Raw genomic sequence first — 14,105 nt, 5'->3', positions numbered from 1 at the left:
ATAGAGCAGGGAAAAAATATCCTGTCCTGTATAGAAAGAATTATGAGTTTCACAAGTGATGTAAAAAAAGAATTAACAAGTAATTTAGCAACAACTGGAGCACTTTTGGCACTTGTCAGAATGAATGGCTCTGTGGGTATTTTTAATGGATTAACTTTATCGATTACGACTGAAAATGCTGGAACTGCTAAATATATTTATCAAATGTTAAGAGAACTCTACGATGTTCATGCTGAAATTCGTGTTCATCAAAAGACCACACTCTCTAAAAATCGGGTTTATACGGTTTTTATAACTGAGGGTGCGAGTGAATTATTAGATGAATTAAGTTTAGCAGATTCGTTGATGTTGGATAATGGTGTGCCAGAATTTGTTAAAAATGACGAATTTATCAAAAAGGACTATTTACGAGGTGCTTTTTTATCGGCAGGCTCTCTCCATAATCCTGAAAAAGGTGAGTATCAGTTATCAATTGCTAGTGTATATCAGGAACATGCGGAAGATTTACAAGAAATTTTTCGAGATTTTGGTTTAAATGCGCGCGTTATTGAAAGGAAAAATCGCTGGATACTCTATTTATCAAAAGCTGAAGAAATAATGGATTTCTTGACTTTAATTGGAGCGATGAAAGCAAGATTGAAATTTGAAGAGGCGAAGATTATGCGTGAAATGCGTGGTTTAGCTAATCGGCAGTCCAATTTTGAAAATGCTAATATTGCTAAATCAGTTATGGCGGCTCAAGAAGCAATTAATGCTATTAAATTTCTTAATGAGAGAAAAGAATTAGAACAACTTCCAGAGAATTTAAAGGAAATTGCTCGTGTACGTCTAGAAAATCCTGAAGCAACAATTAAAGAGTTGGGAGAGTTGCTTGAACCCCCTTTAGGGAAGTCTGGAGTAAATCACCGACTTAGAAAACTTGTTGAACAAGCTAATGAGTTAAGAAAAATTGAGAATTAAAAAAACTAGCTAGATATTCTTGCTAGTTTTTTTATACTTTGTCTTATTTCCAGCCATTGAGGAAAAAACGAGAAACGATTTCAGCTTTTTCTATAAGTAAATTCATTGATAAACCTTTCATTCCTGAATTGAAAATACTTAAAATCAGAAGAAAATCTTCTTGGCTATAATCACTAGAAATTTTTCCTTCCGCCTGGCCTTTTTGAAAAAGTAATAGATAAATCTGCTTCTGTAAAGAAAGGGCATCATCATCTAGTAATTCAGGACTATTTGTATATTGAGTCATCATGTTTTCTGAAAAAATCGGCTGATAAAGTTCAAGTTGCTGAATTTTTAATTGAAGAATTGCTTGATAAGTCTGATTAAAATCTAAATTACTTTCAATAAGAGTTTTAATTTCCAAAGACAATTGATTGAGATTTTGCCTAATAACCTGGTTAATCAATTGATTTTTGCTATGAAAATATTTAAAGAGTGTCACTTTTGAAACATCCGCTTTGTGGGCAATTTCGTCAACGGTAATTTCTCTAATTGTTTTTTGGTTTAATAAGTGAAAAGTGGTTTCTAGAATCGCTTTTTTCTTTTTTTCTGTTTGATTCATAAAAGTTCCTTTCAACTTGATTGGATTGGGTATTTACTATCAAAAATTATAGCTTTTTTCTTGAACTATTTCAAATGTAAGCGTACAATATGAACTATAAGTAATGATTCAGTACATTTTATGATAATAGAGGATAAAATTCAGGAGGAAGAAAGATGGATAAGCTAGTTGAGGTAAAAGGACTTCAAAAAAACTTTGGTCAATTTCAAGCCTTAAAAGATGTTTTTTTTGAGGTAAATGCTGGAGAAGTTCTTGGCTATATTGGCCCTAATGGTGCTGGGAAATCAACAACTATTAGAATTTTGCTTGGAATCATTCGAGCGACCCAAGGAAAAGTTCAAATTTTTGGTAAGGATGTCTGGCAAGATTCAATTGAGATTCATAAAAAAATTGCTTATGTTCCAGGGGATGTTTATCTTTGGCCAAATTTATCTGGCGGAGAAACGATTGATTTATTTTTAAAACTTCATGGAGCAATCAATCAAGAAAAACGAGACCAATTAATTAAAAAGTTTGATTTAAATCCTAAGAAAAAAGTTCGCTCTTATTCTAAAGGAAATCGACAAAAGATTGCGCTCATTGCTGCTTTAGCAACTGAGGCTGAGCTCTATATTTTTGATGAGCCAACGAGTGGTTTGGATCCACTTATGGAAGCCGTTTTTCAAGAAGAAGTAAAAGGACTAAAAGCTGCTGGCAAAGCAATTATTTTATCAAGTCATATTTTATCAGAAGTTGAAAAATTAGCTGATAGGGTAGCGGTGATCCGAAAAGGGGAGATTGTTGAAACAGGCACACTTGATGACTTGCGGCATTTGACCAGATATCAGTATAAAGTTGAAACGGAGCAAGAAGCTGTTGGCTTAAAAGAATTATCTTCTGTTCATGATTTACAAATTAAAGAGAATGAAGCGACATTTCAAGCCGATTCAGATGCAATAGATGAAATTTTAAAAACACTCTTACTTTATGGGGTAAAGAAGCTGGAAGCCACACCACCAACACTTGAAGATCTGTTTATGCGACATTATCAATAGGGGGCTTACTATGAAACAACCACTTTATAATACAGGAGTTTTATTTAAGACTTTAATAAAAAGGGATTGGTTTAAGTTAGTTTTCTGGATTTTAGGAATGCTTGCTTTTGCTGCTTCAGGGGCAGGGAAAATGGAAGTTGCCTCGAATCCGGCGACGGCTAGTACTCTTTATACAATGTTTGTCAAAAATCCAGCAATGGTCGGATTATTTGGACCAACTCCAATAAATAATCCAACTAATTATAGTCTGGGGCCGATTTTTGGTCAAACCATGACTTTAATTACGGGGCTGACTTTCGTTATCATTTCGATTATTTATGTTGTTAATCGAAGCAGAAAAGAAGAGGATGATGGAATTACAGAACTTTTTCGGTCTTACTCTATTGGAAAATTGGCAAATACGACTGCTTTAGTCATGGAACTTTTGCTCTTACATTTAATAATGGCTGTCTTATTAGCTCTTTCAATAGAGGCCCAAAACGTGGCTGGCTTGAATCATTTAGAAAGTAATTTTCTATTTGCTTTCACAACAAGTGCTCAGGGTTTCCTTTGGGGAATGTTTGCTTTACTTTTCGGTCAAATTTTCTCTGAAGCAAGTACAACTAAAGGGATGACATTCGGTTTACTGGGTTTGTTATATATTGTTCGAATGCTAACAGATGTAACAAATCTTTCCATAGGTTGGTTCAATCCTCTGTCTTGGTCTTATCTAGCTTTTCCTTATGTTAAAGGTCATGAAAATTGGTTAGCTGTCTTTTTGACTTTTCTCTTAGCTTTTCTACTTTTAGGAATATCCTATATCCTAGAGCTTAAAAGAGATGTGGGAGTGGGGTATTTTCCCGAAAGAAAGGCGCGACTTCATGGGAAAAAGGGACATTTCGGATTTCCTGGTCTCGTTTTGAATCTTGAAAAAAAGATGATTATCGGTTGGCTTTTGGCAAGTTTTGTTCTGGGCTTAGTTTATGGTTCAATGTTTGGACAAATGGACCAATTTATTTCAAGTAATAAAACCGTTAAGGAGCTTTTTGTTGGGAATGAAACGGCAGCGAGTGCGATTAGAGGAAACTTCATGGTCACTCTGTTTTCGATATTGTCAATCTTAATCGCAGCGTTTGGTGTAATTTTACTGACAAAAATGGTGAGTGAGGAAAGAAAAAATCGTCTGGAAGCTCTTTATGCTTTACCACTTTCACGACTAAAAGTGTATTCCACTTATTTACTGACAGCTATTCTGTCAGTAATTTTAGCTCAGTTTTTAGCGCTTTTTGGAATATTTATTGAACAGTTGGGCAATAAAAATGCTTTGAGCTTCTTAGAAATTATGAAATCTGGCATGATTTGGCTTGTTGCTGTCATATTTGTTTTAGCAATACTTAGTCTGTTACTGGGGTTTGTGCCTCGTTTGGCAGAATTAATTTGGGTATATCTTGCTTTCTTACTTTTTATGACTTATCTTGGAAAATTACTATCTTTGCCAAAATGGCTTGAAAATTTAAGCATTTATAACTATATTCCTAAATTGCCAGTTGAGAAAATGAATCTTCCTACCGTTTTATTCATATTAATTTTATCTGTCTTCTTAGTTTTACTTGGCTTTGAAGCTTATAGAAGACGCGATTTAATCACGGGGTAAAATAAATAAAAAAGCTATCATAATTGATAGTTTTTTTTATGAAAATTGATATTTTATAGATTACTTTCAAAAGTGTAAGAATAGTATTTATTAAGTATAGTAAAATAAATAAATATATATATATATATATAAATTAAGATTTAGGGGAGAATTATGAAAAAAATTATTATTTTTGCTGCTCTTGCAAGTGTATTGACATTTGGCGCTTTTAATTATCTAAAAAAACCGGGGAGTGAGCTGGGAGTCTTAGCCACTAAAGCAGTCACACCTAAAATATTGAATCCTAAAAACAATGAAGTAAATGAGAAAAGTTTAGATAATTTTGCGAAGAATACCCATATAATTATATCGTCACCTGATAAAGAGAAGGCGATTGATGAGGTGGTAGAAGAAGAGTTAAATAAGAAAGATAATAAACTGAATAAGGATGAATTATACGCTCTATATAATAATTCAACTGAAGCATTAGAAAATACTAGCCGTTCAGTTGCAGATTTTATGAATGATATATTAGGAAGTAAATAGCGAATAGCTTGACTTTTAAATTGTAAAATGAACAACAAAATGTCGTATAAGCCTGATTTTACAGTATTTCTTAGCATTAATAAGAAATTTATGATAGAATGAATGAGTTATTTTATAAATACGCTTTCAGGAGAAAATTATCATGATGAATCCGGCAGAAATTTTATCTGCGACCATTCACCACGGTCAGGAAAAAATTAAACGTCCATTTTTAGAAAAAGCTGTGCTTGGTTTTATTGGCGGAGCAATGATTTCCTTTGGTTATTTACTTTATATTAGAGTAGTAGCTTCCGTTGCTGAGGAATTAGGAAGCCTTGCGAGCTTAATCGGAGCAAGTGTTTTTCCAATTGGCTTAATCGTTATCTTATTGGGAGGTGGTGAGTTAATCACTTCAAATATGACAGCTGTATCAACTTCATTATTTGCTAAAAAGGTAAGTTTGAGGGATTTGCTTAAAAATTGGTTGATTATTACTTTGTTTAATGTGATTGGAGCAATTTTTGTCGCTTTCGTCTTTGGACATCTCGTAGGATTGACTGGTACAGGAGATTATAAGACGGAACTTTTGAGATTGGCTCAAGCAAAGATTAATGCGAGTTGGTCACAAGAATTTCTATCAGGGATTGGTTGTAATTGGTTTGTTGGTTTAGCTATGTGGATGTGTTACGGAGCTAAGGATGCGGCAGGGAAAATATTGGCCGTTTGGTTTCCAGTGATGGCTTTTGTTGCGATTGGTTTTCAACATAGTATTGCAAATGCTTTTGTTATTCCTGCAGCAATTTTTGAAAATGGAGCGAGCTGGCTAGATTTTGCTCATAATTTCTTGTTTGTTTATCTTGGAAATCTCTTAGGTGGATCAATTTTTGTTGCTGGTTTTTACAGTTTAGGGTATCGTAGACAGGCTAGAGAACAAGAAGAACTTAAAAATCAAGAATAAATAAAAAAAGTTACTGACAGAAAGTCAGTAACTATTTTTTAACTGATGATAACGATTGTACCAAATCTCGACGTACTCTTTAGAAAAAGGTCCTTTTTCATTGTTAATCCAGTCAACAAGAATTTTGACATTTTCTTTTAGAATATGATCAATTTCCTTTGGATAGTGCATTTTGCGGCGGTGGCGTTCATATTCTTCAACATCGAGTAATTTTTTTTCTCCATCTTTGAAGACCTTCACGTCAAGGTCGTAATCAATATATTTCAGCGCTTCGTTATCGAGGACGAAGGGGCTCGCTAGATTGCAGTAGTAGCTAACGCCTTCCTCACGAATCATAGCAATGATGTTAAACCAAAACTTTTTGTGGAAGTAAACAATAGCAGGTTCGCGTGTCACCCAACGACGGTCGTCAGATTCTGTCACTAATGTGTGATCGTTTACTCCAATAATTGAATTTTCATTTGTTTTTAGAACCATCGTATCGCGCCAAGTGCGATGAAGATTCCCATCATGTTTATAGCTTTGAATCGTGATGAAGTCGCCTTCTTTCGGAATTTTCAAGGCTATTCTCTCTTTCTCAATTCAAAGTTCTCATCTATTAATATACCATTTTTTAAATGAAATTTACAGTAAAAATGTTTAGTTTAAGCAATAAATTACTAATAATTGTTCGGATTTTTTTATTTTTATGTAGTAGAACTGTGTTTTTATACTATCAAGAAATATTAGTCATCCAAGTCAAAAATTGTCAAGGCAGACTGAAATTCTTCCCGCAAATGTGCTTTACGAAATTTTAGCCAATCGGAACTTTTGCGAATCGCATTGTATCTTTTGCGCAAATGCCAGTTTTCGGCAATTTGATACTGCGGATATTCTTCTAAAAAGTGATTAATCATCTGCCACTCATAAGGATAGCCTAGTGGATGAGCGTGATAGAGGACTTTGTCAATGGTTAATGGCAAGCGTCTTTGATGAAGATGACCAAAAACAATATCACTGATTTTGGGAAATTTATTAAAGGTTTCATGAAAATGTTGCGAACCTAAGTAGGCATTAAATCGGGCAAATTTTTCATAACGAGTATTAATGATAAATTGCTGATGAGGAACGAAATGAGTACTGACAATAATTCTATCAATCTTAGGATTTGCTGATAGTTCTGTCAGTAACTTTTCTAATTTCTGTAATTCAAGATTTGTTATCTTGATATCATCAAATTGACGATGAATTTTTCTATCAAAATAAAATGAATTTTTAAAAGCTATGATTTTTTTTATATCAATTTTTCCAGTCATGAAAGAATAATCATACCAACCGTGGAAACTGACAAAAGCAGTAGAAGCAAAATTTTTTACTTGAAAATTACTGACAGAAATTTCTTCTTCAGAAAGACCAACCATATCGTGATTTCCAAGATTGTAAGTGACTGACAGCTCTGTCAGTAATTCTATTTGCTTGAAAAATGGTTCGGAAATTCCGTGAAAATCATTTGAAATATCACCAGCAAAATGTAAATCTGTAATCTTTAAATCCTTTAAAAGAGACAGAAAAATATCAATTTCTTCTTGAGAAAAATGATTAGAATCCATATGAAAATCAGAAATCACAGCCAAGCGTCTTTTTTTAGTCATAATAAAATTATAGCATGTGATAGAAGTTCTATCTAATAAATAAATTTTTGATGAATCATTATCTATTGAATAGCTTACTTTAGGCTTATAAGTGGTGAATATGGTATAATGCTACTATGGAATTATCAGAAATTAGAAATTTACTTGAAGGATATGCTGAGAAGATTAATGGCTTTCGGGAATCATTAGATCTTGAGCGTTTGGAAGAAGAAATAGCTCTTTTAGAAAACGATATGGCACAACCTGAATTTTGGAATGATCAAGCAGCGGCTCAAAAAGTGATTGATGAATCAAATGCTTTGAAAGCCAAGTATGACAATTATCAAGCGATGAATAATATGCTTGAGGAAGCGCAAACGATGCTTGAAATGCTTCAAGAAGAAGCTGACGAAGAGATGCAAGCTGAGTTAGAGGAAATGACAATTGCGTTGGGTCAAAAAATTGAATCTTATGAGCTTGAAATTATGCTCAATCAACCTTATGACCATATGAATGCTGTTCTTGAAATTCACCCAGGTTCTGGGGGAACAGAGTCGCAGGACTGGGGCTCAATGTTGATGCGGATGTACACTCGTTGGGGCGAAGCACATGGATTTAAGGTTGAAATTCTAGACTATCAAGACGGAGATGTTGCCGGATTGAAATCAGTTGCCCTTCGATTTGTTGGACGAAATGCTTATGGCTTTTTGCGAGGAGAAAAAGGAGTACATCGTTTAGTACGTATTTCACCTTTTGATTCAGCCAATCGTCGTCATACTTCATTTACCTCAGTTGATGTGATGCCTGAGTTGGACGATTCTATTGAAGTAGATGTTCGTGATGCCGATGTTAAAATGGATACTTTTCGTTCAGGTGGAGCTGGTGGACAAAATGTCAATAAAGTCTCTACTGGTGTGCGTTTGACTCACATCCCAACGGGAATTGTTGTGCAATCTACAATGGATAGAACGCAATATGGTAACCGGGATAAAGCGATGGCTATGTTGAAATCGAAACTCTATCAATTAGAAATGGATAAAAAGCAAGCTGAAGTTGATGAACTTCGTGGCGACCAATCAGAAATTTCTTGGGGAAGTCAAATTCGTTCATACGTATTCATGCCTTATCAATTAGTTAAAGATACGCGTACTGGCTATGAAACTGGACAAATTTCAAATGTGATGGACGGAGAATTGGACGGGTTTATTAATGCTTATCTCCGTTGGAACTTGTAGATTATAAATTAAAGTTTCGTATGTTTGAAACGTTTACGAAACATTAAAGTTATTAATGAAAAGGTTATAAAATAAAAGTGCCACCTAAAGCACTTTTATTTTGATATAATTATAAGAGTTCAATTGATGGATTCATTCTATGAAACTGTCGGTAGGGCTAAAAGTTCTGTTATTTTAGAAAAAAAGAAAAGGTACGTGTGTGCCCGTTTTCTTGTTTTTTGAGAGCAGGATTTAAAAACATCCATAGTGATTAAAAAAATGGATTTTTCTTCCAAGTCCTAACGTTTGTTAGGACTTGGAAGAAAAATCTAGCATAGGAAAGGTACTATGAGTATTATAAAATTAAGCAACGTTTCCAAAAAATATTCTAATGGCACAACGGCTTTGCGTAATATCTCGCTTGAAATTGAGCCGGGAGAATTTGCCTATATCGTTGGTCCATCAGGAGCCGGGAAATCGACCTTTATCAAACTACTTTATCGTGAATTAAAGATTGACCGGGGTTCTGGAACAGTTGCGCAATATGATTTATCTAAATTAAAACGTCGTGATGTGCCAATGCTTCGTCGCTCTGTTGGAGTTGTTTTCCAAGACTATAAACTTTTGCCAAAGAAAACTGTTTTTGAAAATATCTCTTACGCCATGGAAGTTATTGGGAAAAGTCCTCGTGAAATTAAAAAACGAGTGAATGAAGTGCTTGACCTTGTTGGTCTGAAACACAAAATTCGTTCATTTCCAAATGAACTCTCAGGTGGGGAACAACAGCGTGTAGCGATTGCTCGTTCAATTGCCAATGCACCAAAAGTATTGATTGCTGATGAACCTACAGGGAACTTAGACCCTGAAAACTCTTGGGAAATCATGAATCTGCTTGAAAAAATTAATCTTCAAGGGACAACCATTTTGATGGCAACCCACAATAGCCAAATCGTTAACACTTTAAAACACCGTGTTATCGCAATTGAAAACGGACGAATTGTCCGCGACCAAGAGGAAGGAGTTTACGGCTACGATGATTAGAAATTTCTTCAAACACCTTTTGGAATCGCTCAAAAACTTAAAACGTAATGGTTGGATGACAGTTGCGGCTGTTTCATCAGTAACAATTACTTTAGTTTTAGTTGGACTTTTCCTTTCAGTTATCTTGAATACTTCAAAAATATCTAATGGGATTGAAAACAATGTTCGGATTGTTGCCTACATGAAATTAGATGTTCATGATCAAGAGACAAAAATTCAAGATCCAAAAGATAATAAAAAAACAATCAATAATCCTGACCACCTTAAAATTTACGACTCAATCAAAAAAGTTCCTAATGTAAAAACAGTTGAATTTTCAAGTAAAGAAGCTCAGTTACAAGAACTAACAAAGGCTTTAGGAAATAACTGGAATCTTTTTAAAGGGGATGCCAACCCACTTTATGATGCTTATATTGTTGAAGCTGATAAACCAGCAAATGTAAAATCAGTCACTTCAAAAATTTCAAAACTTTCAGGAATTGAAAAAGCTACTTATGGTGGCGCCAATACTGCAAAACTGTTCCAAATTGCTCAGGGAATTCGAACTTGGGGAACTGCTGCCGCAGCTTTATTGATTTTCGTTGCTATCTTCTTGATTTCTAACACCATTCGAATTACTATCCTATCAAGACAACGTGAAATTCAAATTATGCGTCTGGTTGGAGCTAAAAATGGTTATATCCGTTGGCCTTTCTTCTTGGAAGGAGCTTGGGTTGGACTTTTAGGTTCAATTATTCCAGGACTTATCGTTGCTTGGGCTTATCGTCTTGCTTTTGTTAGCTTGACACCAAGTCTTCAATCACAAAAACTTGCAATGTTTGCTCCTAAAGAGTTCATTCCTGCAATTGTTGGATTGATGGCCGTGATTGGTATTTTGATTGGTTCATTTGGAGCCCTCTTATCAATGCGTCGTTTCCTTAAAATTTAATAAAAATAAAAGAGAAGTTAAATCTTCTCTTTTTTTTTGCAAAAAAAAAGCTGTCAGTAAATAAGTTTTTACTTATTTACTGACAGACTCTTAAATTTGTTTAATTAGATATCATAATCTTCATCAGACATGGCTTCTACTTCGCCAAGAAGGTATGAATTACCAACTTGTGAGAAGAAGTCGTGGTTTGATGAAGAAGTTGAAATTCCGTTCATAACCACTGGGTTAACGTCTGCTGCGGTATCAGGGAAAAGTGGATCTTGTCCAAGATTCATCAAAGCTTTATTGGCATTATAACGTAAGAAAGTTAAAACTTCATCAGTCCAACCGACTTTGTCATAAAGTAAACGAGAATATTTTTCTTCATTTTCATAAAGTTGATAAAGCAATTCATACATCCAATCACGGAATTCACCTTGCTCATCTTCAGATAACTCATTAAAACCAAGTTGGAATTTGTAACCAATATAAGTGCCATGAACTGACTCATCGCGAATAATTAATTTAATAATTTCCGCTGAGTTAATCATTTTGTTATTTCCAAGATAGCGTAAAGGGGTATAGAAACCAGAGTAGAAGAGGCAAGTTTCAAGGAAAACAGAAGCCACTTTCTTTTGCAAAGGAGTACCAGATTCATAAATTTTATTGATGATTTCGGCTTTTGTTTGCATATAAACGTTGGTATCTACCCAATTAAAAAGTTCTTCAATTTCTTTTTTCGTGTTTAGAGTTGAAAAAATTGTTGAATAAGACTTTGCATGAACAGATTCCATAAATTGGATATTGTTGAAACAGGCAATTTCTTGAGGTGTTCTTGCATCATGTTTGAGCACTTCAGCACCATCAACAGATTGTAAAGTATCAAGCAATGTCAAACCAGCAAAGGCCTTAGCAAAGGTATCACGTTCCAATTGAGGAAGTTTACGCCAGTCATCTAAATCGTTAGATACAGGAACACGAGTATCTAACCAAAATTGACTTGTTAATTTTTCCCAAGTATATTTGTCAATAGAATCCTCAATAGAATTCCAGTCAATGGCACTGTAATAAGTGGGGACAGTAAGATTTTCAGTTTCAGACATATTTTAAGATATGAGCCTGCTTTAAAAAGGGCAAACTCAATTCCTTTCTCTCATTTATTTACTGACAGAAAATATTGTCAGTATTTTTAGCTTAGTCATAAATTCTGTCAGTAAATTTTCACTTACCAACGAAGCTGTCAGTAAAAGTAGGGACTCATTAGACCAAAAACTTTCGATAATTTATCAAAAGTTAATGTCAATAATCGTTTTAGAACATTTCGCAAATGCTTACCCCATTTTCATTCATTGACGATACTTTAATGAATGAAAACAAGTAAGAAAATAGAAAGTCCGTCTTAGCGGCTTCCGTAGAAGCAATAGATGCTTTAGCACCAATGCTTCTGTTGTATTATATAACGCAACTTTCACATTGGTTAGCACCGACTTCTTCTTGGTCGTCAGTAAATGTACGAATGTAGTAAATTGTTTTGATTCCTTTTTTGTAAGCATAGTTACGCAAAATAGACAAGTCACGAGTTGTCATTTTATTATTTGCCACTTTCCATTCATAGAGACCTTCAGGTAAAGTTGAACGCATAAATAAAGTGAGTGACAAACCTTGGTCAACATGTTCTGTAGCAGCTGCATAAACGTCAATTACTGCACGCATATCTGTATCATAAGCTGATTTGTAATAAGGAATTGTTTCAGTGGCAAGTCCAGCAGCTGGATAATAAATTTTCCCAACTTTCTTTTCTTGACGTTCTTCGATGCGATTGACAATTGGGTGAATAGAAGAAGAACAGTCATTGATATAAGAAATAGAACCATTTGGAGCCACTGCCATACGATATGAATTATAGAGTCCAGAAGTTTTTACTGTGTCACGTAAAGCAGTCCAATCCTCAATTGTTGGAACAGCAATCCCTTTGAAAAGTTCTTGAACTTTAGGAGAGACAGCTGCAAAATAATCATGTGTTAAATATTTATCAAAATAAGAACCATCAGCATAGGCAGATTTTTCAAAATTCTTGAAGCTAGACCCTTTTTCAACAGCTAATTTATTTGAAGCCACTAAAGTATAATAGTTCAACAACATGAAATAAACACTAGTAAATTCAACGGCTTCTTTGCTGTCATAATGAATTTGATTTTGTGCTAAGAAAGAATGTAAGCCCATTGCTCCAAGCCCAATCGCATGCATTTCATCATTACCTTTACGAACAGTTGGAACAGTATCGAGGTTTGAAGTTTCGGAGATGAAAGTTAAAGCGCGAACCATTGCTTCAATAGAAGTTCCAAATTCATTGCTAGAAGTCATCATATTCAAAACATTAGTTGAACCCAAGTTACAAGCGACGTCAGTTCCAACAACCTTATAAGTTTGGTCATCGTTCAAAACAGAAGGCGTTTGGACTTGCAAGATTTCAGAACAAAGGTTAGACATTGAAATTACACCATCAACAGGGTTAGCTTGATTGACTGTGTCAACATTTACGATGTAAGGATAACCAGATTCTTGTTGAAGTTTTGAAAGTTCTTGCTCAAGTTCACGGGCATTAATCGGTGTTTTACGAATTTCTGGATTGACCACCATTTTGTCATATTCAGCTGTAATATCGACTTCGGCAAAAGGTTTACCATAATATTTTTCAACAAAATATGGCTCAAAGAGATACATTGTTTCTCCCTTTTTTACCAATTCATAGAATTTATCAGGAACAGTAACCCCAAGAGAAAGTGTTTTAACCCGAATTTTTTCATCCGCATTTTCTTTTTTAGTGGACAAGAATTCCATAATATCTGGATGGAATAGTGATAAATAAACAACACCAGCACCCTGACGTTGCCCCAATTGATTGGCATAAGAAAAGGCGTCTTCAAAAAGTTTCATGACAGGAACGACACCAGCTGCAACTCCATCATAACCTTTGATAGGTGCACCAGCAGCACGTAAATTAGTCAAGTTTAGACCAACACCACCACCATTTTTAGAAAGTTGCAAGGCAGAGTTAATTGTTCGTCCAATTGAATTCATATCATCAGTTAATTGTAGAAGAAAACAAGAAACAAATTCACCACGACGCTTACGTCCAGCATTTAGAAAAGTCGGAGTCGCAGGTTGATAACGACGATTAATCATTGCAAAAGCAAGATTATTAGCTAATTTTTCATCGCCGTCAGCCATGTATAAAGCATTCATTAACACACGGTCTTCAAAATCTTCAAGATAGAGAGAACCGTCATTGTTTTTCATGGCATATTGATTATAAAATTTGTAAGCAGCCATAAATGAATCAAAATGAAATTCAAATTTACTCAATTCTTTACGAAGATTGGTAATGAATTCTGGTTTATATTTTTCAAGAAACTCAGCTTCTAGATATTCTTCTTTAACGAGCCAATTGAGTTTATCGATATATGTATCGGCTTCATAACGATTAGGTTCGACATTTTCTTTAAAAAAAGCAGTAATTGCTTCTTTATCTTTAGCAAGAGGAATGCTACCATTAACGGGAATATTAATCTCGTTATTAAGCTTGAAATAAGTTACATCTTTAAGTTGTTTTAGAGACATAAGTGACCTTTCTTAAAGCGTT

General features: G+C 34.5%; 13 protein-coding genes. 8 read left to right on the top strand and 5 right to left on the bottom strand.

The window, feature by feature from the left end:
* Positions 1-42: 42 nt before the first annotated feature.
* Positions 43-960, top strand: a complete 918-nt coding sequence (whiA, locus tag LDP15_RS04660; protein ID WP_015426241.1) for a DNA-binding protein WhiA — start codon at positions 43-45, stop codon at positions 958-960.
* A gap of 43 nt (positions 961-1,003) precedes the next feature.
* On the opposite strand, the gene LDP15_RS04655 is transcribed toward whiA, so the two are convergent.
* A complete protein-coding gene (locus tag LDP15_RS04655) occupies positions 1,004-1,561 on the bottom strand; it encodes a TetR/AcrR family transcriptional regulator (protein WP_015426242.1) in 558 nt (185 codons plus the stop codon).
* A 155-nt stretch (positions 1,562-1,716) separates the two neighbouring features.
* Here LDP15_RS04655 and LDP15_RS04650 point away from each other — a divergent pair, with 155 nt between their 5' ends.
* From LDP15_RS04650 to LDP15_RS04635, 4 genes are all read left to right on the top strand, one after another.
* Positions 1,717-2,595: an ABC transporter ATP-binding protein gene (locus tag LDP15_RS04650; protein WP_015426243.1), complete on the top strand. Its 879-nt coding sequence runs from the start codon at positions 1,717-1,719 to the stop codon at positions 2,593-2,595.
* Positions 2,596-2,605: 10 nt separating this feature from the next.
* A complete protein-coding gene (locus tag LDP15_RS04645; protein WP_015426244.1) occupies positions 2,606-4,228 on the top strand; it encodes an ABC transporter permease in 1,623 nt (540 codons plus the stop codon).
* A gap of 153 nt (positions 4,229-4,381) precedes the next feature.
* Entirely contained in the window at positions 4,382-4,753 is a 372-nt protein-coding gene (locus tag LDP15_RS04640; protein ID WP_015426245.1) for a hypothetical protein, read from the top strand.
* A gap of 142 nt (positions 4,754-4,895) precedes the next feature.
* Positions 4,896-5,690, top strand: a complete 795-nt coding sequence (locus LDP15_RS04635; RefSeq protein WP_015426246.1) for a formate/nitrite transporter family protein — start codon at positions 4,896-4,898, stop codon at positions 5,688-5,690.
* A gap of 24 nt (positions 5,691-5,714) precedes the next feature.
* Here LDP15_RS04635 and LDP15_RS04630 read toward each other — a convergent pair whose 3' ends face one another.
* Entirely contained in the window at positions 5,715-6,251 is a 537-nt protein-coding gene (locus tag LDP15_RS04630) for a DUF402 domain-containing protein (RefSeq protein WP_021214277.1), read from the bottom strand.
* Positions 6,252-6,415: 164 nt separating this feature from the next.
* A complete protein-coding gene (locus LDP15_RS04625) occupies positions 6,416-7,321 on the bottom strand; it encodes a metallophosphoesterase (protein ID WP_015426248.1) in 906 nt (301 codons plus the stop codon).
* Positions 7,322-7,437: 116 nt separating this feature from the next.
* Between LDP15_RS04625 and prfB the strand changes: the two genes are divergently transcribed.
* The 3 genes from prfB to ftsX all read left to right on the top strand — a co-directional run bounded on the left by prfB (position 7,438) and on the right by ftsX (position 10,483).
* Positions 7,438-8,535: a peptide chain release factor 2 gene (gene prfB, locus LDP15_RS04620; protein ID WP_003130963.1), complete on the top strand. Its 1,098-nt coding sequence runs from the start codon at positions 7,438-7,440 to the stop codon at positions 8,533-8,535.
* Between the two features lie 327 nt (positions 8,536-8,862).
* Complete coding sequence (gene ftsE, locus LDP15_RS04615; RefSeq protein WP_015426249.1) at positions 8,863-9,555, top strand: cell division ATP-binding protein FtsE; 693 nt, start codon at positions 8,863-8,865, stop codon at positions 9,553-9,555.
* Positions 9,548-10,483, top strand: coding sequence for a permease-like cell division protein FtsX (ftsX, locus tag LDP15_RS04610; protein ID WP_015426250.1), 936 nt, complete (start codon positions 9,548-9,550; stop codon positions 10,481-10,483). The genes ftsE and ftsX overlap by 8 nt, the downstream gene beginning before the upstream one ends.
* 104 nt (positions 10,484-10,587) lie before the next feature.
* Here the strand turns inward: ftsX and nrdF are convergent, their stop codons facing one another.
* Entirely contained in the window at positions 10,588-11,565 is a 978-nt protein-coding gene (gene nrdF / locus LDP15_RS04605) for a class 1b ribonucleoside-diphosphate reductase subunit beta (RefSeq protein ID WP_015426251.1), read from the bottom strand.
* A 349-nt stretch (positions 11,566-11,914) separates the two neighbouring features.
* A complete protein-coding gene (nrdE, locus tag LDP15_RS04600) occupies positions 11,915-14,083 on the bottom strand; it encodes a class 1b ribonucleoside-diphosphate reductase subunit alpha (protein WP_015426252.1) in 2,169 nt (722 codons plus the stop codon).
* Between the last annotated feature and the right edge of the window lie 22 nt (positions 14,084-14,105).

Origin of the sequence: Lactococcus sp. SK2-659 (genome assembly GCF_020218185.2) — a bacterium.
Classification (GTDB): domain Bacteria; phylum Bacillota; class Bacilli; order Lactobacillales; family Streptococcaceae; genus Lactococcus; species Lactococcus lactis.
Note: the sequence above shows the minus strand (reverse complement) of the source record. Positions and strands in the feature narration are given on the sequence as shown.

Coding starts and splice junctions, on each gene's coding strand:
- whiA (WP_015426241.1), top strand. CDS start 43: ATGAGTTTCACAAGTGATGTAAAAAAAGAATTAACAAGTAATTTAGCA.
- LDP15_RS04655 (WP_015426242.1), bottom strand. CDS start 1,561: ATGAATCAAACAGAAAAAAAGAAAAAAGCGATTCTAGAAACCACTTTT.
- LDP15_RS04650 (WP_015426243.1), top strand. CDS start 1,717: ATGGATAAGCTAGTTGAGGTAAAAGGACTTCAAAAAAACTTTGGTCAA.
- LDP15_RS04645 (WP_015426244.1), top strand. CDS start 2,606: ATGAAACAACCACTTTATAATACAGGAGTTTTATTTAAGACTTTAATA.
- LDP15_RS04640 (WP_015426245.1), top strand. CDS start 4,382: ATGAAAAAAATTATTATTTTTGCTGCTCTTGCAAGTGTATTGACATTT.
- LDP15_RS04635 (WP_015426246.1), top strand. CDS start 4,896: ATGATGAATCCGGCAGAAATTTTATCTGCGACCATTCACCACGGTCAG.
- LDP15_RS04625 (WP_015426248.1), bottom strand. CDS start 7,321: ATGACTAAAAAAAGACGCTTGGCTGTGATTTCTGATTTTCATATGGAT.
- prfB (WP_003130963.1), top strand. CDS start 7,438: ATGGAATTATCAGAAATTAGAAATTTACTTGAAGGATATGCTGAGAAG.
- ftsE (WP_015426249.1), top strand. CDS start 8,863: ATGAGTATTATAAAATTAAGCAACGTTTCCAAAAAATATTCTAATGGC.
- ftsX (WP_015426250.1), top strand. CDS start 9,548: ATGATTAGAAATTTCTTCAAACACCTTTTGGAATCGCTCAAAAACTTA.
- nrdF (WP_015426251.1), bottom strand. CDS start 11,565: ATGTCTGAAACTGAAAATCTTACTGTCCCCACTTATTACAGTGCCATT.
- nrdE (WP_015426252.1), bottom strand. CDS start 14,083: ATGTCTCTAAAACAACTTAAAGATGTAACTTATTTCAAGCTTAATAAC.